Source organism: Xanthomarina sp. F1114 (assembly GCF_026410255.1).
In the GTDB taxonomy this organism is placed as follows: Bacteria; Bacteroidota; Bacteroidia; order Flavobacteriales; family Flavobacteriaceae; genus Xanthomarina.
The window spans coordinates 107,463-130,660 of the sequence record NZ_JAPMLL010000011.1 but is presented as its reverse complement, the minus strand read 5'-3'; the positions used below and the strand labels follow the sequence as shown (position 1 = coordinate 130,660).

At 30.0% G+C, this 23,198-nt stretch carries 21 protein-coding genes; 18 read left to right on the top strand and 3 right to left on the bottom strand.

Annotated features, from left to right (window positions below; all coding sequences use genetic code 11):
- The first annotated feature begins 8 nt into the window (after positions 1–8).
- The 5 genes from tsaE (at position 9) to OS188_RS10585 (ending at position 2,927) form a co-directional block, all read left to right on the top strand.
- On the top strand, positions 9–422 hold the full coding sequence (tsaE, locus tag OS188_RS10605; protein WP_323370453.1) for a tRNA (adenosine(37)-N6)-threonylcarbamoyltransferase complex ATPase subunit type 1 TsaE: 414 nt from the start codon (positions 9–11) through the stop codon (positions 420–422).
- Positions 423–609: 187 nt separating this feature from the next.
- Positions 610–750 carry a hypothetical protein gene (locus tag OS188_RS10600; RefSeq protein WP_267148814.1) on the top strand — a complete coding sequence of 47 codons (141 nt, stop codon included), beginning with the start codon at positions 610–612 and terminating at the stop codon, positions 748–750.
- Positions 713–1,237, top strand: coding sequence for a hypothetical protein (locus OS188_RS10595; protein WP_267148813.1), 525 nt, complete (start codon positions 713–715; stop codon positions 1,235–1,237). The genes OS188_RS10600 and OS188_RS10595 overlap by 38 nt, the downstream gene beginning before the upstream one ends.
- 64 nt (positions 1,238–1,301) lie before the next feature.
- Complete coding sequence (locus OS188_RS10590) at positions 1,302–2,501, top strand: alanine dehydrogenase (RefSeq protein WP_267148812.1); 1,200 nt, start codon at positions 1,302–1,304, stop codon at positions 2,499–2,501.
- 51 nt (positions 2,502–2,552) lie between these two features.
- Positions 2,553–2,927: a hypothetical protein gene (locus OS188_RS10585; protein WP_267148811.1), complete on the top strand. Its 375-nt coding sequence runs from the start codon at positions 2,553–2,555 to the stop codon at positions 2,925–2,927.
- Between the two features lie 220 nt (positions 2,928–3,147).
- Here OS188_RS10585 and OS188_RS10580 read toward each other — a convergent pair whose 3' ends face one another.
- Complete coding sequence (locus OS188_RS10580; protein ID WP_267148810.1) at positions 3,148–4,665, bottom strand: T9SS type A sorting domain-containing protein; 1,518 nt, start codon at positions 4,663–4,665, stop codon at positions 3,148–3,150.
- A 422-nt stretch (positions 4,666–5,087) separates the two neighbouring features.
- On the opposite strand from OS188_RS10580, the gene OS188_RS10575 reads away from it, so the two are divergent.
- The 7 genes from OS188_RS10575 to OS188_RS10545 all read left to right on the top strand — a co-directional run bounded on the left by OS188_RS10575 (position 5,088) and on the right by OS188_RS10545 (position 13,845).
- Positions 5,088–6,182, top strand: coding sequence for a glycosyltransferase family 4 protein (locus OS188_RS10575; protein ID WP_267148809.1), 1,095 nt, complete (start codon positions 5,088–5,090; stop codon positions 6,180–6,182).
- 2 nt (positions 6,183–6,184) lie between these two features.
- Positions 6,185–7,150, top strand: coding sequence for a glycosyltransferase family 2 protein (locus OS188_RS10570; protein ID WP_267148808.1), 966 nt, complete (start codon positions 6,185–6,187; stop codon positions 7,148–7,150).
- A 3-nt stretch (positions 7,151–7,153) separates the two neighbouring features.
- Positions 7,154–8,497 (top strand): murein biosynthesis integral membrane protein MurJ, encoded by a 1,344-nt coding sequence (gene murJ / locus OS188_RS10565; RefSeq protein ID WP_267148807.1) that lies wholly within the window; start codon positions 7,154–7,156, stop codon positions 8,495–8,497.
- Positions 8,494–9,627: an O-antigen ligase family protein gene (locus OS188_RS10560; protein WP_267148806.1), complete on the top strand. Its 1,134-nt coding sequence runs from the start codon at positions 8,494–8,496 to the stop codon at positions 9,625–9,627. The genes murJ and OS188_RS10560 overlap by 4 nt, the downstream gene beginning before the upstream one ends.
- A 127-nt stretch (positions 9,628–9,754) precedes the next feature.
- Complete coding sequence (asnB, locus tag OS188_RS10555) at positions 9,755–11,602, top strand: asparagine synthase (glutamine-hydrolyzing) (protein ID WP_267148805.1); 1,848 nt, start codon at positions 9,755–9,757, stop codon at positions 11,600–11,602.
- Positions 11,599–12,687, top strand: a complete 1,089-nt coding sequence (locus tag OS188_RS10550) for a glycosyltransferase (RefSeq protein ID WP_267148804.1) — start codon at positions 11,599–11,601, stop codon at positions 12,685–12,687. The genes asnB and OS188_RS10550 overlap by 4 nt, the downstream gene beginning before the upstream one ends.
- Positions 12,688–13,845, top strand: a complete 1,158-nt coding sequence (locus tag OS188_RS10545) for a glycosyltransferase (protein WP_267148803.1) — start codon at positions 12,688–12,690, stop codon at positions 13,843–13,845.
- Between the two features lie 77 nt (positions 13,846–13,922).
- On the opposite strand, the gene OS188_RS10540 is transcribed toward OS188_RS10545, so the two are convergent.
- Both OS188_RS10540 and OS188_RS10535 read right to left on the bottom strand, forming a co-directional pair.
- Positions 13,923–14,855, bottom strand: coding sequence for an ATP-grasp fold amidoligase family protein (locus OS188_RS10540; RefSeq protein WP_267148802.1), 933 nt, complete (start codon positions 14,853–14,855; stop codon positions 13,923–13,925).
- A 12-nt stretch (positions 14,856–14,867) separates the two neighbouring features.
- Positions 14,868–15,650 (bottom strand): ATP-grasp fold amidoligase family protein, encoded by a 783-nt coding sequence (locus OS188_RS10535; RefSeq protein ID WP_267148801.1) that lies wholly within the window; start codon positions 15,648–15,650, stop codon positions 14,868–14,870.
- A gap of 256 nt (positions 15,651–15,906) precedes the next feature.
- Here OS188_RS10535 and OS188_RS10530 point away from each other — a divergent pair, with 256 nt between their 5' ends.
- From OS188_RS10530 to OS188_RS10505, 6 genes are all read left to right on the top strand, one after another.
- Positions 15,907–16,998: a glycosyltransferase gene (locus OS188_RS10530; protein ID WP_267148800.1), complete on the top strand. Its 1,092-nt coding sequence runs from the start codon at positions 15,907–15,909 to the stop codon at positions 16,996–16,998.
- A gap of 5 nt (positions 16,999–17,003) precedes the next feature.
- On the top strand, positions 17,004–18,209 hold the full coding sequence (locus tag OS188_RS10525; RefSeq protein WP_267148799.1) for a DegT/DnrJ/EryC1/StrS family aminotransferase: 1,206 nt from the start codon (positions 17,004–17,006) through the stop codon (positions 18,207–18,209).
- Positions 18,206–18,796, top strand: coding sequence for a sugar transferase (locus OS188_RS10520; protein ID WP_267148798.1), 591 nt, complete (start codon positions 18,206–18,208; stop codon positions 18,794–18,796). The genes OS188_RS10525 and OS188_RS10520 overlap by 4 nt, the downstream gene beginning before the upstream one ends.
- Positions 18,793–19,785 carry a polysaccharide deacetylase family protein gene (locus OS188_RS10515; RefSeq protein ID WP_267148797.1) on the top strand — a complete coding sequence of 331 codons (993 nt, stop codon included), beginning with the start codon at positions 18,793–18,795 and terminating at the stop codon, positions 19,783–19,785. Before OS188_RS10520 ends, OS188_RS10515 begins: the two co-directional genes overlap by 4 nt.
- Before the next feature lie 395 nt (positions 19,786–20,180).
- Positions 20,181–21,302, top strand: a complete 1,122-nt coding sequence (locus OS188_RS10510) for a DegT/DnrJ/EryC1/StrS family aminotransferase (protein ID WP_267148796.1) — start codon at positions 20,181–20,183, stop codon at positions 21,300–21,302.
- The gene (locus tag OS188_RS10505; RefSeq protein WP_267148795.1) at positions 21,295–23,193 is read left to right on the top strand and encodes a polysaccharide biosynthesis protein; all 1,899 of its coding nucleotides are present in this window, start codon (positions 21,295–21,297) and stop codon (positions 23,191–23,193) included. The genes OS188_RS10510 and OS188_RS10505 overlap by 8 nt, the downstream gene beginning before the upstream one ends.
- Positions 23,194–23,198 lie beyond the last annotated feature (5 nt).

The following is a 23,198-nucleotide window of genomic DNA, read 5'->3' as shown; positions in this document are numbered from 1 at the left end:
ATCCAAATTTGATTAATTTGAATGTTACCTATAACTTAAATGATCTTGATACTGTTGCTCAGCAACTTATAAAGAACTTAAACGGCAAGACCATCTTATTATATGGAGAAATGGGAGTTGGTAAAACAACTTTAGTAAAAGCTCTTATAAAAGCTCTAGGTAGTTTAGATGAAGTTAGTAGCCCAACATATTCCATTGTGAATGAATATGAATTAACTAATGATAAAATTTATCATTTTGATTTATATAGAATAAAAGACATTGAAGAAGTTTATAATTTCGGAATTGAAGATTATTTAGATTCCGACCATTGGATAATAATTGAATGGCCAGAATTAATTGAAGAATTGATTCTAGAAGATAATAATCGTGTTATTTTGAAGTTAAATGTTAACAAAACAAGAAATTTGATATTAAAGTAATTATAAAATGAGCAAATAAAAGTGTAGATAGCCACCAAATTCTACTAGAAAAACAAATAATTACGGTTTTCCCGTAATTGAAAATCGAAAAAAAGGCGTTTTTAACATAATTTTAACATTTTGACCCAAAAACGACTTATGTTCTTAGTTACATTTGAGGTATTAATTAATTAAATCCCTTAAAATTATGAAAAGTAAGAAGTACTTAATTGCAATTGCAATTTTCGGTGGAATGTTATTTACAGCTCAAGCAGAAAATTTTTTCCAATCAGATGAAGATGCACCACAAATTGAAAAAAGTAGAATCAAAGTACCGAGACACGTTTAATAAAAAAGAACTTGTTTATGGTAGTATTATTGCTACATTTATAGCAATATCTCCTTTTATTTTTAATTTATATCAAAGTGTTCCAGACCAAAAGGTTTGGAACACTTTTTTGTTTACCTACGATAGTAACTATTTTGAAAGTGTTTATGTAGTCGCTTGGACTTTAGCTGGAAAAATTATTCCATTGCTTCTTATGTTTATCTGGTTTTTCACCTGTAAACATTGGTGGTACCACACAATAATTGTCCCAATTTCTATGTTTATTTACCAAGCAATTCAAACATTAAATAGTGATTTATCTTGGGTTGATAATAATTTAATTCTTTATATGTTGCCTATTATGGCTATAGTTATACCAACTATTTACTTAATTAGAGCACGAATGTTTAATAAACTAAATACGGCCAATAAGTCTTTAGAAGAGCTAGAGGCAGAGTTTATGATTAAACCAAAAGGCTTTTGGGATAAACTAAGACAGTATTTTTAAAATCTTACCTAAACATTTAAAAATTTATTCGTAATTTGACTACATTATATAATGTGTGTCAACTATGTCTAAATCCTTATCTCCTTTTACCAAGCAACAACTACTTCCTCAAGAGGAAAGACTAGAAATTTTTAGTCGTAAAGGCAGTTTATTTATTGGTATTCCTAAAGAAACAGCATATCAAGAAAAGCGAGTTTGCCTAACCCCAGATGCTGTTTCAGCCATAGTTAGCAACGGACATCGTGTTTTATTAGAATCGGGAGCAGGAAGTGGAGCTCATTTTTCGGATAAAGAATATAGTGAGGCAGGTGCAGAAATTACAAAAGACACAGCCAAAGTTTATGCTTGTCCTATGATTTTAAAGGTGGAGCCTCCTACTCTAGAACAAATAAACCTTATTAATCCACAAACTATTTTAATTTCTGCAGTTCAATTAAAAACTCAAACAAAGAAATATTTTGAAACTTTAGCAGCCAAACGTATTACTGCTCTAGCTTTTGAGTTTATTAGAGACGAAACAGGTGCTTTCCCAGCAGTTAGATCCTTGAGTGAGATTGCCGGAACAGCTTCGGTTCTAATTGCTTCAGAACTGCTGAGTAATGTTAATGATGGAAATGGTCTAATGTTTGGTAATGTCTGTGGTGTTCCACCTATAGAAGTTGTTATTTTAGGTGCAGGAACTGTAGGAGAATTTGCGGCTAGAAGCGCTATTGGACTAGGTGCAAACGTAAAAGTTTTTGATAACTCCATTACTAAATTAAGACGTATTCAGGTAAATTTAGGTAAAACCTTCTATACCTCTACTCTACAACCTAAAAACTTAAGTAAAGCATTGAAGCGATGCGATGTTGTAATTGCTGCTGTTAGAGGTAAAAATAGATCTCCTATTATTGTTACAGATTCTATGGTTGCAAATATGAAAAATGGTTCGGTAGTAATTGACGTCAGTATTGATATGGGTGGATGCTTTGAAACTAGTGAAGTGACCTCTCATAAAACTCCAACTTTTACCAAACACGGAGTTATTCATTACTGTGTTCCTAATATTCCAGCCCGTTATTCCAGAACGGCCTCTATTTCAATTAGTAACATATTTACACCATATCTTTTAAAAATTGCTGAAGATGGCGGACTAGAAAATTCTTTACGTTTTGATAGAGGATTAAAAAATGGGTTGTATTTTTACCACGGAATTTTAACCAGTAAACCTGTTGGAGAGTGGTTCGATTTAAAACATAGCGATATTAATTTGCTTATCTTTTAATTTATATTCATATAATACGTCCAACAATATGTCCCATAAATCATTAATTAAATGAAATTATTACATCGTATTGGCTATTATCTTGGTGGATTTGCTATTGGACTAGTTATTTTAGCCTTTTTCTTTAGTGGCAAAAAAACATCTTGTGCTTATGGACCAGAAGCCCGTGTGCTAAAAAACATCAACTTAAAGCAAGTTGAATTTTCAGAAAACATCTACTCCGCTATTTCAAATAAAAAAATAGACTCTTTACAAGTGAGAGAGTTATTAAAATATGGAGATATTGATTTTTCTAAAAGTGACACTCGTAAAGAACCATGTGCTATTTATGCAATTGACGGAAGAATTGGTAAAAAAGAAATTGTTTTAACTGTAGAGAATTGTGATAGTATTGCTACCATTCACGATATTAAATGGCTTAATTAAGCTTTTTATTGCATAAATAACGAAAAGAAGTTCTTATTAACCAGTTAGTTTATATAGTTTTTATTCCATAAATCATTTCTTTACTCTTAAGAAACAATTATTAATAGTCTGCGATTATAAGTTATAAGAGAACTTCAAAATAACTCAATCTCAAATTGCAACCATAAAAAAAGGCCTGAAATTAAAGTTTCAGGCCTTTTTTATTCTATAAACGCGTATTCTAGTTAAGAACAACTCGTTTTGTAATAGATCCACTTTTTTCTGTTCTAAATGTAAGCAAATAAACACCAGTAGGTAAACCTGACAAATTCAAGCTTTTCTCGTTGGAACTCATTTCTTCCGTGCTAATTACTCTACCTAGCATATCATGAACCTCAATAGTTTTAACAACTATACTTCCATTCAGTTTAATGTTAACTATTCCATCTATTGATGGGTTTGGATATACTTTAATGTTGCTTGTAGCAATGGTTTCGTCTTCTATGTTTAGAGAAGATTCAGGGGCTTGAACAATAAACGCTGGAGGATAAGAATCAGACTTAATACTACTATCTTCCCAATTACTTCCAAACATCATCTTACTACCATCTCGATTTGGAACACCCATTGGAGAATGTCCATAACCTGCGCTCTTATCTGAGTGATGATAACCAAATCTCTCAATAGTATTAGAACCATCTAATTTTATTGCAAACATTTCTCTTTTACCATGTGTGTTACAGCACGACTCAGTTACATAAGCATACCCTGGTCTATCTGTGTTTCTACAGCTTATATGACCACCCCAAACTCCTGTGGCTGTTGTATAATGGAAAAGAGGGGTTAATAATCCATCACTTAATCTTACCATTTTTAAATAGTAACTATCTGGTCTAGTATCATTATCTCCAAAAGCAACGTAAACATCATCTCCATTAGCATCCGTGCCTAAATCTGCATGTGTTGTATAGTCCGTAACATGTCTTTCATTAGTCATATCAATATTATAAACCTTTAAGCCTTCAACGGAACTACTTCCGTCTGGTCTCCAACTGACAACGGCATATGTCCCTGATGGGCTGACTGAAAACCAGTCCATATCCCCACTTGATCCAATATGCTTAGTTCCTGTTATTAAATCATTAGCAATGTCGTAAACAATTAAAGTTAAATCACTTCCGTTTTGTCCAATTAGTCCAATATATCTATCATCTGTAGACATATTCCCTTCGTTAAAACCATAACTAATTTTATTATACTCACTAAACGTATGAAGGGTTACTCTATTATTTGTTGTTACATCGTATCTAACTATAGTGTTTCCAGAGGTGCCATACATATGAATTGGACTTGTATTTGCCCAAGTTGCAGCACTTGGAATGGATGCCCAATACAAAAACTCATGTGTTGAGCCATCAAGAATAGCAGCAGGATATCCTGCTAACTTAATCAAACTACCATCAGAATTCCAAGGTTGATCTTTAGCATAATGGTGCTTTAATCTTTGTCCATCTGTTCCAAATACGTCTTTATCACTAATCCTAGTTACTTCATTTCCAAATTCATTGGTAATAGTAGATAAATAATCAGGAATACCTTGTGAAGGTGCTTGATAATTTTGATAATCGATTGAAGAAATTGTAACAGCTGTAGGATAATTTTGAGCTGTAATAATAAGATTGAAAAATAAGAAATTTAAAAATACTATTTTCTTTAAATTCGCACATAGTGAGAATTTTCTAACATATAAATGTTTCATACTTAAGGGTTTTGCTATTAATCTTTGGCTAAACTATTAAAATGGATCTCATGTGACTATCAAAATAAATATAAATTCGATGAAATACAATAAAATTGTAAGACGTTTTTTACCTTAACTGTATTTTGTAGTATTAAATTGACTTTAAACGATTTAATAATCGATGAAATGCATTTTATAGAACATTAAAGGTATATACGGTAGGAATTTGATTTTGGATGTTTTAAATTAAAAATAATTAATAGCTTCTAATTAGTTCAAATATTATAAAACTTACCCTACAAAACAGAACAATGTATTTTATATAACAAAATTGTACGTTTATCTAATTAAAATTATTGATACAGTTTAAGTATTAAAAAATACATATTTTTAATCCACAAAGATATAAATGTCTAAAAAGCATTTTGAGAATATATATTATGAGAAAACCCATTACTTTCATTTTATCTAGTTTAGATCCTGGTGGAGCCCAGCGTGTGGTTTGTGTTCTAGCAAATAATTTAGTACATAGTTATGATATTTCAATAATTACATTTTATCAAGGCCCAGTCTTTTATAAATTAGATAAAAGAATAAAAGTAAATTATTGTAAGCCTAAATACGTGCATAATCGCCACAGAACTTTATTTCATTCTTTAATTATGCATGTTCAACTTATTTCGAAAATAAAGAGTATTTTAAAGAAAAATAAAACAAGTCTTATAATTGGATTTATGACAACCCCAAATATTTATAGTGTTATAGTTTCTAAATGGACTAAAGTACCATGTGTAATTAGCGAAAGGGTTCATCCAGAGTATAGTACTATTAACTTGTTTTGGCGCAAAGTAAGGCGAATAATCTATCCTTATACAAATTTATTGGTCGTACAAACTCAAGAAATTAAGGACTATTTTTTAGATGATATAAAAGAAGATAAAATTACTATAGTAAAAAACCCAATAGACCAAAAACTGTCTCACTCTAGAAAGCCTGATTATATTAAAGAAAATATTATTTTAAATGTAGGACGCTTAGAGGAACAAAAGAACCAAGAGTTGTTAATAAGAGCTTTTGCTAATTTAAATTTAAAAGATTGGTCTCTAATTATAATTGGAGAAGGTAAAAAAAGAAAAGAATTAGAGTTATTAATAAAACAATTAGGCTTAAAAGAGCAGGTTATATTAATGGGGAATTTAACTAATGTATCAGAATACTACAACAAAGCAAAAGTATTTGCATTTACCTCTAAATTTGAAGGATTCCCGAATGCCTTAGCAGAAGCTATGCACTTTGGACTAGCATGTATTTCGACAGATTGCCCTTCTGGACCTTCAGAATTAATAGAAAATAATAAAAATGGTATTTTAATCCCTTCTGAAGATATTATAGCTTTAGAAAATGGATTAAATAAATTAGTTAATAGTTATAAATTAAGAAAAGAGTTTGGTAAAAGTGCTATTGAATCAACTAAAGAATTAGAGTTAAGCACTATCACTAAAAAATGGTTAGAAATTATTAATATGGTTAGCTAGAAATGGATTTAAAAAAGTTAATTCCCACATACACCCCAATTAAGAATCCAACTGAATTTGAATATAAATTTACAATATTTACCCCTATATTTAATCGAGCAGATACATTACATAGAGTTTTTAATTCGTTACAAAAACAAACTTACTCTAATTTTGAATTGTTACTTATAAATGATGGTTCTACAGACAACTCCCATGAAGTAGCTCTAGAGTTAATAAAAAGTGCAAATTTTAAGGTTAGGTATATTAACAATCTAGTCAATAGACATAAAATGGCTTGTATGATTCAAGGAGTTGAATTAGCAAAAGGCGAATTTTTTCTTCCTCTTGACTCAGATGATGAGTGTGTAGAAAATGCTTTAGAAGTTTTTTTAAATAGGTATAATTCTATCCCAAAAAAATTAATGAGCTATGTTAGTGGTGTTACTTGTTTATGTGCAGATCAAAACGGAAATTTAATAGGTGAAAAGTTTAAACAAACTCCGTTTCTTAGTTCTTCTTTTAAAAATAGATTAAATAACTTAAATTTAGAAGAAAAATGGGGTTTTACCAAGACAGATATTTTAAAAGGTATCTCTATTAATCCAATTATTTTTTCTAAGGGTTATATACCAGAAGGCATTATCTGGAACTTACTGTCAAAACACCATTTTAAAACAGTATATACAAATGATGTTTTAAGGATCTATTATTTAGATACAGAAAACAGTATTTCTAAACAAAGTTACCAAGATGAGGCAATAGGCACTGCTGTTTTCTCTTTATGTTTTTTAAATTGGTTTTCAAAAGATTATTTCTGGAAAAACCCAAAAGTAATATTAGCTCGAATATACACACTTTTAAGAGCTTCAAGTTTTTTAGATATAAAAAAAGGAGATTATATTAGGGCCATTGAAGATAAAAGGATGAAGACTCTTTTTAATTTATTATGGCCTTTTAAAAAGATAATATTTAAAGTGATAGGATAACTAGTGAATAAACTAAAGCACATAAAAACATTCTTACGGTCCCTAAGAAAAAACCCTACAATTATTAACATTATAACTGTAGCATTTATAACTCTACTTGTTAAAGGACTAGGCTTTTATAAAGAAATTATAGTGGCAGGTAGTTTTGGACTATCAGAATTATTAGACACTTTCTTTATTGCAGCATTAGTTCCCGGCTTTATTTATCAAGTATTTTTAGTTGCTTTTAAATCGGTTTTTATTCCTAATTATGTAGCAGAGCAAAAGGCAGGGGCTTCAGTAGGTTCAATTCAAACCACTAGCCTGCTTATAACAATTTTTATGTCGTTATTTTTTATGATAATTGCATTTTTAATTACAAATACTTTTTTAAAAATACTATTTCCAAATCACACGGATTTATATTATAACCTTATAAAACTTCAGTTTTCCTATTTATTACCCTGTATTCTGTTTTGGGGGATGTCTTCGCTAATAAGTGGATTGCTAAACGTACATAACGAATTTAAATACGCAACTTTATATCCGATCTTCACCTCTATTTCAATGATTACTTTATTATTGTTTTTTAAAGACTATTTTCAAGAAAGAGTACTTGCCTTAGGAATGTTAATAGGAAGTATTTTAGAGTTTTTATTTCTATTTATAGTGGCTAAATTTAAACATATTTTAAAATTTAGGAAGCCAGATTTTAAAAGTCATGGAACAAGAATGATGCTTAATCAACTTCCAGCGAAAGCATCTTCCGGGTTTTTAACAGGATTAATACCCGTAACAGATCAATTTTTTGCAGCGCAACTAGTTATTGGTTCTGTTGCAGCCCTAAACTATGGTTTAAAAATCCCTGCTTTTTTTACTACTATTATAATCATTGCTATGGGAAATGTACTGCTTCCGTATTTTTCAAAATTAACTTTAGACAATAGAGATATGGCCTTTAAAGAGCTTTATAACATTCTTAAATGGCTGTTTATCGGGTTATTAATTGTTATTATCCCAATTATACTATTTTCGTCTTCTTTAGTTGAGCTTATTTTTGAAAGAAATGAATTCACATCTAATGATACAATCATTGTTTCTAAAATACAAATTATATTTTTATGCGGAATTCCGTTTACTATATGCGGAAATATAATTGTTCGTTTCTTAACTAGTATTAACAGGAACTCTTTTATGGCTTATGTTTCTTTTTTTAGTATGTTATTAAATATATTATTAGACTATATTTTACTTAAAATTTATGGTGTATTTGGCATAGCTTTTAGTACAATAATCCTACAAATAGTAAGAAGTATGGTACTACTAAAGTATACTACTAAACAACGTTATTTAATTAAAAGAGGATGATTTTTTTAAAATATTTTACTCTTGCTTTAATTTTATTAAACTTACCCACTTTTGGTGTTTATGCCTTTGGGTCTACGGTTGGTAGTTTACTAAGCGCCTTGTTATTTAGCAGTATTATTCTATATTTCTTTTTAAGCAAAAAAGAAGCCCCTCCTCTAATTTTTATACTCATAGGGGTTTCTTATTTTTTAATATCTGGTTTTAACTATATTGGTGATACTAGAGATTATTTTATTGATGTAATAAAGTTTTTTATTTTTATACTGGGTGGTACATCTCTAATTAAAGATACAAGTTCTAAAGAGTTAGGTGTTTTTATGCTTATAGGAACAATATCAGTTATTATTAATGCCGTACTGTTTTCTACTGATTATGGACGTTATGGTGGGCTCTATTTAAATCCAAACAGAGCAGGACTCACTTGTTTAGCTGCATTTAGTCTTTCATTTACAATAAAACACAGAATCACCAAATTAGGTCTCCAACTTATTATTGTTATCGCAGGAATCATGACATTGTCCAGATATTTTATTTTACTGTTAGTGATTATTAATTTAATTGCTATATCGAGTAATATTAAAAATGGAATAGGTTTACTTGCAGGGTCTTTTGGGGTTGTACTTATTTTAGCTTTATCTTCTGTTCTTCAATTAAACACAGAAAGATTTGATGCATTTAAAAGTCTTTTTAATAGTGATCACGTAGAAACAGAAACAATATCTAGAGGCTCTAGAACTGAAACTTGGGCTTTATATACTGATGTTATATTAGAAAATGTAGTAACCGGTAAAGGGTATAAAACACTACATGGTAGAGACTACAACACTGTGGGTGTACAAACGGGAGTGCACAATACATATTTATTAGTATTGGGAGAAGCAGGATTTATTGTTTTTTTAATGTTTATTTTCTGCTACACCAGCTTGTTTTTAAAAAGTCTGAAATTTCTCAAAATAAATATTGAATATGTGTGTTTAGCTTTTATTCTAATGACTTTCTTACTTGTCTCACATAATTTTTTTGATAACTATTTATTATTATTCTTATCCATATGGCTCTATCGACTAGTTAGTAAAGCTACAACAGAATCCATATATTCAGAAAACAGTAATATACACACAGAAAACTAAATTGATTATGATATGGATAATAATAAATACTCGAAGTATACATGTTCTATATTGTGGAAAAAATCTAATTTCTGTCATAGTTAAAGGCAACAAACAAAACAAAATAACCCAATAAACCTATAAATTTATGTGCGGAATTTACGGCTCTACAATCCAATACAGTAACTCTCAAATTAAAGAAAAACTTGAACGTACAAAATTTAGAGGTCCAGACAGGTTAAAGTTTAAACATTTCGGAGTAGAGGAACAAGTAGTATTTGGACACAACAGATTAGCCATAATAGACTTAGACGAACGTGCAGACCAACCATTTACATATAAAGACAGCATCCATCTAGTTTTTAATGGGGAGATTTATAATTTTCTAGATATTAAAAAAGTCTTAATTAAAAAAGGATATGAATTTCAGACCACTAGCGATACAGAGGTTATTTGTGCTGCTTATTTAGAATATGGCGAAGCATGTGTTAATCATTTTAATGGCATGTTTGCTTTTGTTATTTTCGATGAAACCAAAAATATATTTTTTGGTGCAAGGGATAGATTAGGCCAAAAACCCTTTTATTATTATCATAATGGTAAAGAATTTGAGTTTGCTAGTCAGCTTTCCGTTATTCAGTTACATCATAACAACCTCACGATTTCAAAAAAAGCTGTGACACTTTATTTAGGTTGGAGTGTTATTCCAGATCCATATTCTATTTTCAACCAAATAAAAAAGCTTCGTGCTGGACATCTATTTACTTATAATTTAAATACAGGTGAGTTTAAGGATAAAGAGTATTGGGATATCGATTATAAAGGCAAAAATATTTATTCAGGAAATTTCAATCAGGCAGTAAACAATCTAGATACCATTTTAAAAGACTCCGTTAAGCTAAGGCTATTTGCTGATGTTCCTGTTGGCATTTTTCTTTCTGGAGGAATAGACTCTTCTCTTATTGCTGCTTTAGCAACTAAAAGCACAAACAGTAAGGTAAAAACATTTTCAGTGAAATTTGAAGAAGATGGTTTTGATGAAAGTGAATATGCTCAGCAAGTGGCTAATCATTTAGATACGGAACATCATGTAATAAAATGTAATTATAAAGAAGGTAAAGATCTAATTAAGAACTTTTGCTATTACTATGATGAGCCTTTTTCAGATTCGTCCGCTATTCCTTCTATGTTATTAGCCAAGCATACTAAAGAACATGTAACTGTAGCACTTTCAGGCGACGCTGGAGATGAAAATTTTATAGGTTATCACAGATATCATTGGATAAGAACAGGTGCGAAAGTGAATATATTACCATTATTTTTAAGAAAAGTTTGCGCAAAAATTCTTAATTTATCCTCTAATTATAGGTTAAAAACCATAGCCAACGCAATTACTTTTAAAAACACCAATGAAGCTTATTTGGCTTCAATGACTAAGTTAGATACGTCTTGGATAGATAGTAACTTAGACTTGTTAGATTTAGACGAAGTAAAATATTTAAAGCATACTCATAAAAATTTAATGGAACGGGTATCAGATTTTGATTTAAAAACCTATCTTAATTGGGATATTAACACTAAGGTAGATCGTGCAACCATGGCGTTTTCTTTAGAATCAAGGTCTCCACTTTTAGACTATAGAGTTGTCGAGTTTGGAAGAACTTTACCTACATCGTTTAAGATTAAAGGCAAAAATCAGAAGCGCATCTTAAAAGAGGTGCTTTATAAATATGTACCAAAAGAAATATTCGATAGACCTAAATCAGGCTTTGCCATTCCACTCTCAGAATGGTTTAGAAATGATTTAAAAGAATATGTTCTTACGGAGTTGAGTGAAGAAAACTTAAAAGAGATTCCTTGTATTAATCCACATATAATTACTAAATATATAAAACAACACATGGAAGGTTCTTGGAATAGATTTTGGGTCATTTGGCAGGTTTTGGTATTAAAACAATGGTTAGATAATAATGGTAAAGGCTATAAAATAGAATGAAAAAAGAAAAACTAAATATTATTTTCATAATTCCTTCGTTAGCAGCTGGTGGAGCAGAACGCATCCTATCTTTTGTTGCTCAAAATTTAAATCAAGACAAGTTTAACACCACTTTGTTAGTTACAGGTTTTGAAAAAAATACGGTATATAAATTAGATAATTTAAATATTGTTTATTTAAATAAGCCAAGAGTTTTAAAGGCCTACTTTTCAATATTTAAGTTTTTAAAAAAAGAAAAACCAGATGTAGTTATTAGCTCTATAGTTCATTTAAATATGATAATAGCCTCCATGTCTCCTTTTTTTAAACATACCAAATTTGTTGCTCGTGAAGCTAATGTTCTTAGTGTATTAAATAAGTATAACACCTCTTCTTCTATATTTTATTCAGAAAAGCTTATTACTTTTTCATACAACTTAGTGGATTGTATTTTGTGTCAGTCTAAAGACATGAAAGCAGATGTTATCAATTATTTTAATATTCCTGAAGAAAAAACAGCACTTATTAATAACCCCATTACTAATAATTTTGAGTTGAAACCTAATACCAAAACCAAAAATGAAACAATTAGGTTTATTAGTATTGGTCGTTTAAGTAAAGAAAAAGGTCATCTTAGAATTATTGAAGCACTAGCTGAACTCGACTTCGATTTTCATTATACACTTATTGGAAAGGGTGTTGAAAAAGAAAATGTTTTTAAAGCAATTGACAAAGCTGGAATACAAGACCAAGTTACTTATATAGAATATACAAAAGATGTAGATAAGCATTTAATTAACAGTCATTTATTTTTACAAGGTTCTTATGTGGAAGGTTTTCCAAATGTTCTTATTGAAAGTTGTGTGGTTGGCACACCTGTTTTAGCATTTAATGCACCTGGAGGTTTAGATGAAATTATAGAAGTTGGTAAGAATGGTTATATTGCCAATACTAAGGAAGCTTATTTAGATTATCTGAACGCTATTAACTCAAACTATCCTTTCATTCCAGAAACCGTGAGAAACATTGTAGTAGAACGATTTAATAAAAAGAAAATAATTTCTAAATATGAAAGTTTATTTCTAAATTTGAGTAACTCAAATTAAATGACAAACAAAAAGAAAATTGCTCTCTTTGTGCCTGCTATAGGTTTTGGAGGTGCTGAAAAAGTTGTAAGCCTACTAACTTTCGAGCTCACAAAATATTTCGATGTCACCTTAATTCTTTTATACGACATCATTGACTTACCAATATCTAATAAAATAAAGGTAATTAAGCTCTCTAAAGAAGGTGAATCTTTTAAAAGTTCTAAAATAGAACACTTTAAAGATTATTTAAAATTTATATTTAAATATAATAAGGTTCTAAAAGAGGAAAATATTGAAGTTGTTATTTCATTTATGCTTCGTCAAAATGCGATGACCGGGATAGCCAAAATGTTTAATCCTAAGTTAAAATCTATTATAAGCGAGAGATGTTTCCCTTCAAAACGCTATAAAAACACAAAACTTACCGCTACAATTTCAAGTTTTCTAATACCCTTATTCTATAATAGAAGCGATAAATTATTTTCAAATTCTGTGTATATCAATCAAGATTTAAAGGATCAGTTTAATGTAAATATTGATAAAAGTGTTATTTACAACCCAATTATTATTGAAGATGAAGAGCCCCAAATAAATTCATATACTCAGTTGGAGGAAAGTTTTAAAATAACTACAGTAGGACGATTAATACCTGTAAAAAATCAAATTCATATTTTAAAAAGCCTTAAAAACTTACCTGATAATATAGTTTTAGATATTTATGGTGATGGCGATTTACAACCTGAATTAGAGCAACTTTCTTTAGATTACAATTTAAAAAACCGAGTCAGTTTTAAAGGAAATGTTCTTGAGGTAAATAAAAAAATAAAAAACTACCATTGTTTTGTACTAAGCTCGTTAACAGAAGGTTTTCCTAATGCTTTATTAGAAGCCATGTCTGTAGGATTACCTGTAATTGCAACAAATTGCATGTCTGGTCCTTTAGAATTACTTAACGAGAACATACCCATAGCTATTGAGAAAGGTACTTTTTATAAGGCTAAATATGGCCTATTAATAAATGTAAATGATATAGAAGGCTTAACAAAAGCTATCCTGTTTTTGCAGAACAATAACACAGAGCGTATTGGTTTAGGAGGTTTAGCACATTCGCGAGCTCAAGAATATTCTTTAGAAAAGGTGGGGTTACAGCTTAAAGATTTAATCTTAAGTATCTAATAAGGTTGTTGAGTTTACAAATTATGCATCATAACTATTCTTAAGTAAGAGAACCTTATAGAAGCAACTTTTTATTTTTAAGTCTTTTCAACTTCATCTGACGGTAAACTTAACATATTTCCAAACTTCAAATCCCATTCTGGCGGATTAAAAGGTCCAAATCCAGACTCTGAATGAAATGTCATTTCTCCAAAATAAATACTATCATTTAATGTGTATAAATCTACTCTAACATGATAAAAACCTTGAGCCAAAATTTTTGAAATCTCTTTCATTTTTTCATAGCAAGATGGTTTTGGTACCGGAGGTCCATTTTTGTATGCCCATTCAACATCTAAAAAATTCCAATCTTTATCGTATAGATTTCTTTTATGTTCTATTTGTCTATCAATATCTACTTGAATAAACGCAAGTTCTCCATTAAAATAATGAAATTTATAATCAAATGGAATGGAACCATCTTCATGTTGTAGTAATTGTTCAACAATTACTCGAGGTTTTATATTCTTGTATTGCCACTCCTTCTTTTTGTCGAAGTAATTAATTTTAAAAGACTTATAGAGTTTATTTCGCACTACTGTCCAATTCGTACTTTTTTTATCCAGTATAATAGAACCACCCGAGCTATCGTGATTACTTTTAATTATAACAGGGAAATCAGGTATATTTTCTGGTTTAATATCACGTAAATTTGAAGTATGGAAATGTAATGGAATTAAATACTTCTCTCCTATTTTATCTTTTACAAATTCTCTTACAGCATATTTATCAGCACATTGAGTATGTAAAGCAGTTCTGTCGTTTCGCTTCAGCCATTGTAGTTTTTCGTTAAAAGTTTTTGGGTTTTTTATATTGGGTTTGTACCCAAAGTTGCGCTTAAACTCTTTATTCATCATTGTGTCTTCAGACACACGTGTATATCTAAAATAATTATATAAACCAAAAAATGGTTGCACTAGGTACGGTCCAAATGAAGTTTCTAAGTAGAATTTTTTTATAATATTTTTCACAACATTTTTTTATTAGCCTTTATTAATAGTTACTAAGTTTCCTAGTTTCAAATCCCATTCTTTAGGGTGAATTATTTCCAATCCACTACCATGATGAAAAGTAATTTCCCCAAACAATACTTCCGAAGCAAACTCGTATAAATCAATCCTGACATAAGGAAACGGTTCACTAAGTCTCTCAGCAATAGTAATCATTTTATCCAATTGAACAGGTTTATCTACATGCTTTCCATTAGGCCACAATGGCTTATTATTTTTCCACATAGACCATGTGAAAGGTAGTAATTCCCATTTAGGATTATAACAATTTCTTTTATGATTCGAGTACCTATCGATATCTACATGGATTACCTCTACTTTTCCATTAAAACAATGAAATTTATAATCAAACGGCACTTGTCCATTTTCTTCTACTAAAAGTTGCTCAACTAAAATGCCTGGTTTAATATTTTTGTACTGCCATTCTTTTCCAATATAATAATAATTTTTACTTAATAATTTTCTAAATTTTTTATGAAGCTTTTTCCAATTTACTTTAGTCTTATCCCTGATAATTTCACCTCCAGAGCTATCATGGTTTGTCTTAATAATAAATGGTTTATCCGGCAAATTTGCAGGAACTAAATCATTTATATCGTAACTTTTAAAAACTAGTGGAATTAAAAATTGCTTTCCTATTTTTTCGGTTACGTATTCTCTAACTCTAATTTTATCTGCACAAATAGTATGTATATCTCTCCTATCATTTAATTTTAACCAGTTAATTTTCTCATTTAATGTTTTTGGGTTTTCCAAGTTAAGTTCTTTATGGAATCTTTTCTTATAATTCTGCTTAATAAATTTTTTTTCATCGATATAATGAATTCTATAAAATTGATGCAAGGAAAACAATTTGTTAATTATAAAATTAACAACAAAAGAACGATGATACAAATATCTAGCAACTTTCAACATAGAGTTATTTTTATTACTTCTTCTAATTTATAATATTTTTCAAAATGCGGAAAGCATATGTTAATTATTATTATAAATTTGAGAATAAAATCTATGTATGGTTAAAAAAATCTGTTTAGTTGGAGGCGAAGATGTGCATAAAAGAATTCTTTTGTCTCAATATTTAATTGAAGCGGGATTTCAAGTCACCATTGTGGGAACAAGTAATCAAGATTTTCCTAAACCTATTAACTATGTTTCATATAATTTAGAAAGAAGCTTCTCTCCTATTTCAGATTTAAAAACTGTATTATGGTTGAAAGATTTTTTTAAAAACAACCATTTTGATCTAATTCATACCTACGATACCAAACCAGCGTTTTTAGTCCCACTTTCACAATTAAAAACAAAAACACCCATTACTAGAACAGTTACTGGTTTAGGTACAATTTTTATGTCAAAATCTTTATCTAGTGCCATTTTAAGGAAAGTATACGTCTTTCTACATACTATTGTCAAAAACCGAGTTTATACTACCATTTTTCAAAATGAAGACGACAAAGATCTCTTTTTAAAGTACAATCTTATTACAAATAACAATTGTAGCTTAATATTAAGTAGTGGGATAGAACTCAAACTCATCTCACAACGTGCGAAGCGTAATAACAAACCATTTACTTTTATTTGTGTAGCCAGGTTAGTTTATGAAAAAGGTATTATCAATCTCTTAGAGGCCGCTAGAATTATTAACAATAAAGGCTACTCCTTTAAGTATTTAATAGTGGGACCGCTTGAAGAAAATTCAAAAAAACTAAATAAAGATATTCTTAATCAGTACGAAGACATTGTAGACTTGTTGGGTGCTAGAAACGATGTTTTACAATTATTGGAAACCTCAGATGCTTTTGTATTACCTACTTTTAGGGAAGGTTTTTCAAGGGTTTTATTAGAAGCAGCAGCTGTGGGCATACCTATTGTTTCAACTAATGTTACTGGAGTTAGGGATTTTACTCGCCATCAAAAAGAAGCTATTTTGGTAGAACCTCAAAACTCTGAAGATTTGGCAAAAGCCATGATAGAAATAGCTACTAACACAAAATTAGCAGATAAATTAGTCGAAAATGCCTTAAATCACGTTAAACTGTTCAGTCTTGAAAATGTTTCTAAGCAATATATAGCTATATTTAACACAGCTATTAATCATACTTAAAAACAATGAAAATCCCTTTTTCTCCACCATATATCAACAAGGCTGTCATTCAAGAAGTTAACAGTGCTTTAGAATCTGGGTGGATAACTACTGGTCCAAAAGTAAAACGTCTAGAAGAATTAGTGTCTAAATATACCTTGGCTCCAAATACCTTATGTGTAAATTCGGCTACCTCTGGACTCATGTTAGCCCTAAAGTGGTATGGCATTGGTGCGGGCGACGAAGTTATTATACCTGCATACACATATGCTGCAACAGCTCTAGCGGTTATTCATGTAGGCGCGACACCTGTTATGGTAGATGTGTCAGACGATTTCAATATGTCTGTAAACCATATGGAAAATGCCATTACAAATAAGACTAAAGCTGTTATTCCCGTAGATATAGCAGGATGGCCTTGCGACTATTCAGAAATTCAATCAACACTAAACAGAAAAAAAAGTCTCTTTAACCCTAATCATGAAAACCAAAAAAAACTAGGAAGAATTTTAATAATTTCAGATTCCGCTCATTCCATTGGCGCTACTTATAAGAAGGAATACCTAGGAAGCATAACAGATCTAACTGTCTTTTCTTTTCACGCAGTAAAAAACGTAACAACTGCCGAGGGTGGTGCTGTATGCTTAAATTTACCGGAGCCATTTATCAATCAAGATGAGTATAATTATTTACGTTGTTTTTCTTTAAATGGACAAACCAAAGATGCTTTTACAAAGTCTAAAGCTGGTGGCTGGAGATACGATATTATTTATCTGGGTTTAAAAATTAATATGCCAGATATTTTAGCTGCTATTGGAGTTGCTCAATTGCCAGAGTACTTCGAGAAAACACTAGAAAATCGTATTGAAATTTATGAATTTTATCATAATTTCTTTAAAACAAAGTCTTGGGCCATATTACCACCGTATAAGAATGATGATAAAACATCTTCTTGTCATTTGTATGCCTTAAGAATTAAGAATATTTCTGAAACTACCAGAGACATCATTATTGATAAGATAAGTAAAGAAGGTGTAGCCGTTAATGTACATTTCCAGCCCTTACCAATGTTGACAATTTTTAAAGACATGGATTATGATATTTCACACTATCCAATAGCATATAATAATTATAAATCTGAAATCTCTCTTCCTATTTATCCCCAATTAACCAATAAAGAGTTGGAGTATATTATTATCACAGTAAATAATGCCGTTGAATCTACAATATGATAAAAAGAGTTTTTGATATTGCTTTTTCTTTTTTCGGATTGATTTTATTGTTACCTTTATTACTAATAATTGCTTTTCTAATAAAATTAGAATCTAAAGGGCCTCTTTTCTACTTACAAACCAGAGTTGGAAGGTACAACAAGGACTTTAAGATTTTTAAGTTTAGAACCATGTTTGTTGGTTCAGATAAAAAAGGCTTATTAACCCTTGGAGATAGAGACCCGAGAGTGACCAAAGTCGGATACTTTTTAAGAAAATATAAATTAGACGAACTCCCACAACTAATTAATGTTTTAATCGGCAATATGAGCTTTGTTGGCCCAAGACCAGAGGTACGTAAATATGTAGATTATTATTCTCAATCAGATTTAATAATTTTAAATGCAAAACCTGGAATAACGGATTATGCTTCTATTATTTATAGAGATGAAGCAGAACTTTTAAAAGAAGCCAACAACCCTGAACAGTTCTATATAGAGAACATTTTGCCAAAAAAAATAGAATTAAATAAGAAATATATTAATAGCCCAGGTCTGATAACGGACTTAAAAATTATTTTAAAAACAATTCAAATTATTATTTCATGATGGGTGTTTCTAATGGTTATTTTATAATTTCTTTAGATTTTGAGTTACATTGGGGGATTTTTGATAAACGAAGTGTATCTGAATACCAAGAAAACTTAGAAAATGTTAAACTAGTTATTCCAAGACTTTTAAAGTTAGCCGATATATATAATATTGAACTAACCTTTGCCACAGTAGGTTTTTTATTTGCTAAAAACAAAGAAGAACTCATACAAAACAATCCCAAATTATTACCCAGTTATTCTCAAACTAAGTTTAGTCCCTATGCAACTTTAGATAGTATTGGCATCAATGAAAAAGAGGACGAATTTCATTATGCTTCTTCACTAATCGATCAAATTCAAGAAGCTAAAAAGCATGAAATTGGCACTCATACCTATTCTCATTATTACTGTTTAGAAGACGGACAAACAAAAGAGCAGTTTGAAGCAGACCTTATAGCCGCTATAACTGTTGCAAAGAAAAAAGATATTACAATTAAAAGTATAGTTTTTCCTAGAAATCAAGTAAATCACACTTATTTAGATATTTGTAAAAAACATGGTATTATTACATATCGTGGTGTCGAAAAACATAAAATGTATAATACTTTAGAAAGAATTCATCATAAAAAGCAATCTACAAGAGCTTTAAGGCTCACGGATTCCTTTTTTAATATTTCTGGGTATAACACTTATAAAGTAAATCAACTATTGGATGCCAATTCCGGGCTAGTTAATTTACCGTCTAGTAGTTTTTTAAGACCATATAGCAAAAACATTAAATCTTTAGAATCTTTAAAAATTGCTAGAGTAAAAAAGGCCATGACATATTCTGCCAAAAATAACGAAGTATTTCACCTTTGGTGGCATCCTCATAATTTTGGTACTTATATGGATGAAAATTTTTTTACAATTGAAGCAATTTTCAAACACTACAAAGAGCTAAACAATAAATTTAATTACAAATCTATAACAATGTCAAAATTAGCCGATTATGTAAATAATTGAATTGTTATATCGCCAGAATTAAAAGTTAAAAAAAACCACAACTTAGGCTGTAAAATATTAAATACAAACATCTTTAACACCAAACATAATTCTAACCTTTAAAACTGTTTTTTTTGTATATTTAAGTATTGACAAATAGCACACTTGCACTAAATCGATTTCTATCCTTATTTAATTATAGCAGTTATATCTATTATTTTTTTTAAAACACTAAGTTTGTTTGAAGGAAGTAACTTTTATGTATTTTCTATTCTGAAATACAAAGAGGGGTTTCAGAATAATAAATCATTTGGATCTATTTAAAATCCAAAACGTGAAAATTAGTAATTTATCGTATTTATTTGATGTTAGCTATATAAACATAGATATTTACGATAGTTAAAAATGCATATAATTTGAATTCAAAAATATGGCTGTCTTCACCACACATGAGTGGACAAGAAGACAAATTTATAAGTGAAGCATTTGCAACAAATTGGATTGCACCATTAGGGCCAAATGTTAATGGTTTTGAACAAGATTTAGAAACCTATTTAGAACAAGAGGTTCATGTGGCAGCACTAACAACTGGAACAGCTGCAATACATTTAGCTTTAATACTTTTAAATGTAACAAGAAATGACGAAGTTATTTGTCAGACAAAAACCTTTGCCGCTTCAGTAAATCCAGTGTGTTATTTAGGAGCCAAACCTGTTTTTGTAGATAGTGAATTAGACACTTGGAATATGTGTCCCGTTTTATTAAAACAAGCAATAGAAGATAGAATTCAAAAAGGAAAAAAACCTAAAGCTATTATTGTAATTAATTTGTATGGCATGCCACATAAAGTTAAAGAAATAGAAAACATATCGAAAGAGTACCAAATTCCTATATTAGAGGATAGTGCCGAAGCTTTAGGTAGCAGCTATTTTAATAGAAAATGTGGGACCTTTGGAGATTTTTCAGTGTTATCTTTTAATGGTAACAAAATTATAACCACTTCGGGTGGAGGGGCTTTAGTATCTCATAGTAAAAACACTAAAAACAAGACTGTGTTTTTAGCAACCCAAGCAAAAGATCCAGGTATAGAATATGCCCACTCCTCTATTGGGTATAATTACAGAATGTCTAATGTTTTGGCCGGAATTGGAAGAGGTCAAATGCAAGTTTTAGATAACTATGTTAATTTAAGGCGAGCAAATCATCAATATTATTTTAAACACTTAAATTATATTGACGACATAAGTTTCTTAAACGAACCCGAGGGATATTTTTCAAATAGATGGCTCACGGTTATTGTTTTAAAAACGAATAAAATGCGTGAAGATTTACTTCGTGCTTTAAATAATAATAACATAGAAGCTAGACCATCATGGAAACCCATGCACTTACAAACTGTTTTTGAACAATTTCCTAGTTATTTAAATGGGGTTTCGGAAGACTTGTATAAAAATGGATTATGCTTGCCAAGCGGCTCAAATTTAACAACACAAGAATTAGATAAAATAGTGAAAATAATTAAACAATATTTTGGATAAATTTATTAACATACTAAGAAATTTCTCTCATCAATACGCCTCTAAGTGGTTGGTGTTGTTATTCGATTTATGTATTGTAATTTTTACTTTTTTCTTAGCCTATATCATTCGTTATAATTTTGAAATGGTATTTGATATTCCCGTTTTTTTAAAACAAATACCTTTTGTTGCAATAGCAGCCATAATCAGTTTTTTAATAGTTAACTCTCATAAGGGAGTTGTTCGGTTTACAGGAATAAGAGATGTTATTAATCTTATAATAGGTATTAATATCTTAGCCACTATCCTTATTGTAGCCACTTTTTTAAGTAGGGAATTTTGTTTTGATGAAGTTTTTGATATTCCAGGCTCTATTATATACATACACTTATTATTAAATATCTTCTTTTTAGTAGGAAGTAAGTTTTTTGTAAAATCTATATATAGAAGTATTGTTACGGATTACGAAGAACAAAAATCTGTATTAATTTATGGAGCCGGAAGCTCTGGAATGATTACTTACGATGCTGTTTCAAACGACCCAAAAAGTAATATTAAAGTTGTAGGATTCATTGACGATAATGAAGGTAAATCTGGAAAGAAAATTGACCTTTTAAATGTATATAGTCCGGATAAGATTACTAAAGAATTTATAGCTAAAAATGGAATTGATGAAGTTATTATATCCATTCAAAGTATAGATTCTAATAGGTTACTTCAAATTACCAGTAATTTGTTTGCTTTAAATCTTAAGGTAAAAATTGTTCCTGCTGTAAAAAACTGGATCGATGGAGACTTAAGTGTTGGTCAAATTAAGGATTTAAACTTAGAAGACCTACTTGGAAGAGAGCCTATTAATATAGACAACCCTCTGTTAGTAGAAGAGTATAACAACAGTGTTATTTTTGTTACTGGAGCAGCAGGTTCTATTGGGAGCGAACTAGTTAGAAAACTATCTCGTTACCAATTTAAAAAGCTTATCTTAATAGACAATGCCGAATCTAACTTATACGATATTCAACAAGAACTGATTAGAAATAATATTACTAATGTTGAAGCTATTGTTGCTGATATTAGAAATAAGGTTCGGATGAATATTATTTTCGATATGTATAAACCAGATATTCTCTTTCATGCTGCTGCTTATAAACATGTACCCTTAATGGAACAAAATCCATACGAGGCAGTAAGTGTTAATGTTAGAGGTACCAGAAATTTAATCGACTTATCTATTAAATATGGAGCGGGTAAATTTATTTTAATTTCCACAGATAAGGCCGTTAATCCAACCAATGTAATGGGAGCTACAAAACGAATAGCCGAAATGATTGTTTGTTGTCAGAATAAGATTAGTTCAGGAAAAACGAAATTTATAATTACCAGATTTGGAAACGTATTAGGCTCTAATGGCTCTGTTATTCCATTATTTAAAAAACAAATTGAATCTGGTGGACCTCTAACAGTAACCCATAAAGACATTATTCGTTATTTTATGACCATTCCAGAGGCTGCTCAACTTGTTCTTGAAGCTTCAGCAATGGGATTAGGCCAAGAAATATTTGTTTTCGACATGGGAAAACCAGTTAAAATATTTGATCTGGCAATAGATATGATTACACTATCAGGCTACAGATATCCTGAAGATATTGATATAAAAATTTCTGGATTAAGACCAGGTGAAAAAATTTATGAAGAATTATTAGTTGACGGAGAAAACACCAAGCCAACTTATAACGAAAAAATAATGATTGCTAAATGTAAATCCGTTAACATTCCAAATATGGAGCTAAATATAGACGAATTATGTAAATTAGGACCTAACACTCAAAATATTGAAATTGTTTCCCAAATAAAGAATATTGTCAAAGAATATAACCCTAATAATACTAAGTACGACGTTTTAAACATTTGACTCTA

Bases quoted from the DNA above. Each gene is read 5' to 3' on its own strand.
- OS188_RS10585 (WP_267148811.1), top strand. From the start codon at position 2,553: ATGAAATTATTACATCGTATTGGCTATTATCTTGGTGGATTTGCTATT.
- OS188_RS10600 (WP_267148814.1), top strand. From the start codon at position 610: ATGAAAAGTAAGAAGTACTTAATTGCAATTGCAATTTTCGGTGGAATG.
- OS188_RS10515 (WP_267148797.1), top strand. From the start codon at position 18,793: ATGATGGGTGTTTCTAATGGTTATTTTATAATTTCTTTAGATTTTGAG.
- OS188_RS10550 (WP_267148804.1), top strand. From the start codon at position 11,599: ATGAAAAAAGAAAAACTAAATATTATTTTCATAATTCCTTCGTTAGCA.
- OS188_RS10530 (WP_267148800.1), top strand. From the start codon at position 15,907: ATGGTTAAAAAAATCTGTTTAGTTGGAGGCGAAGATGTGCATAAAAGA.
- OS188_RS10570 (WP_267148808.1), top strand. From the start codon at position 6,185: ATGGATTTAAAAAAGTTAATTCCCACATACACCCCAATTAAGAATCCA.
- OS188_RS10525 (WP_267148799.1), top strand. From the start codon at position 17,004: ATGAAAATCCCTTTTTCTCCACCATATATCAACAAGGCTGTCATTCAA.
- OS188_RS10580 (WP_267148810.1), bottom strand. From the start codon at position 4,665: ATGAAACATTTATATGTTAGAAAATTCTCACTATGTGCGAATTTAAAG.
- OS188_RS10520 (WP_267148798.1), top strand. From the start codon at position 18,206: ATGATAAAAAGAGTTTTTGATATTGCTTTTTCTTTTTTCGGATTGATT.
- OS188_RS10575 (WP_267148809.1), top strand. From the start codon at position 5,088: ATGAGAAAACCCATTACTTTCATTTTATCTAGTTTAGATCCTGGTGGA.
- asnB (WP_267148805.1), top strand. From the start codon at position 9,755: ATGTGCGGAATTTACGGCTCTACAATCCAATACAGTAACTCTCAAATT.
- OS188_RS10560 (WP_267148806.1), top strand. From the start codon at position 8,494: ATGATTTTTTTAAAATATTTTACTCTTGCTTTAATTTTATTAAACTTA.
- OS188_RS10545 (WP_267148803.1), top strand. From the start codon at position 12,688: ATGACAAACAAAAAGAAAATTGCTCTCTTTGTGCCTGCTATAGGTTTT.
- OS188_RS10590 (WP_267148812.1), top strand. From the start codon at position 1,302: ATGTCTAAATCCTTATCTCCTTTTACCAAGCAACAACTACTTCCTCAA.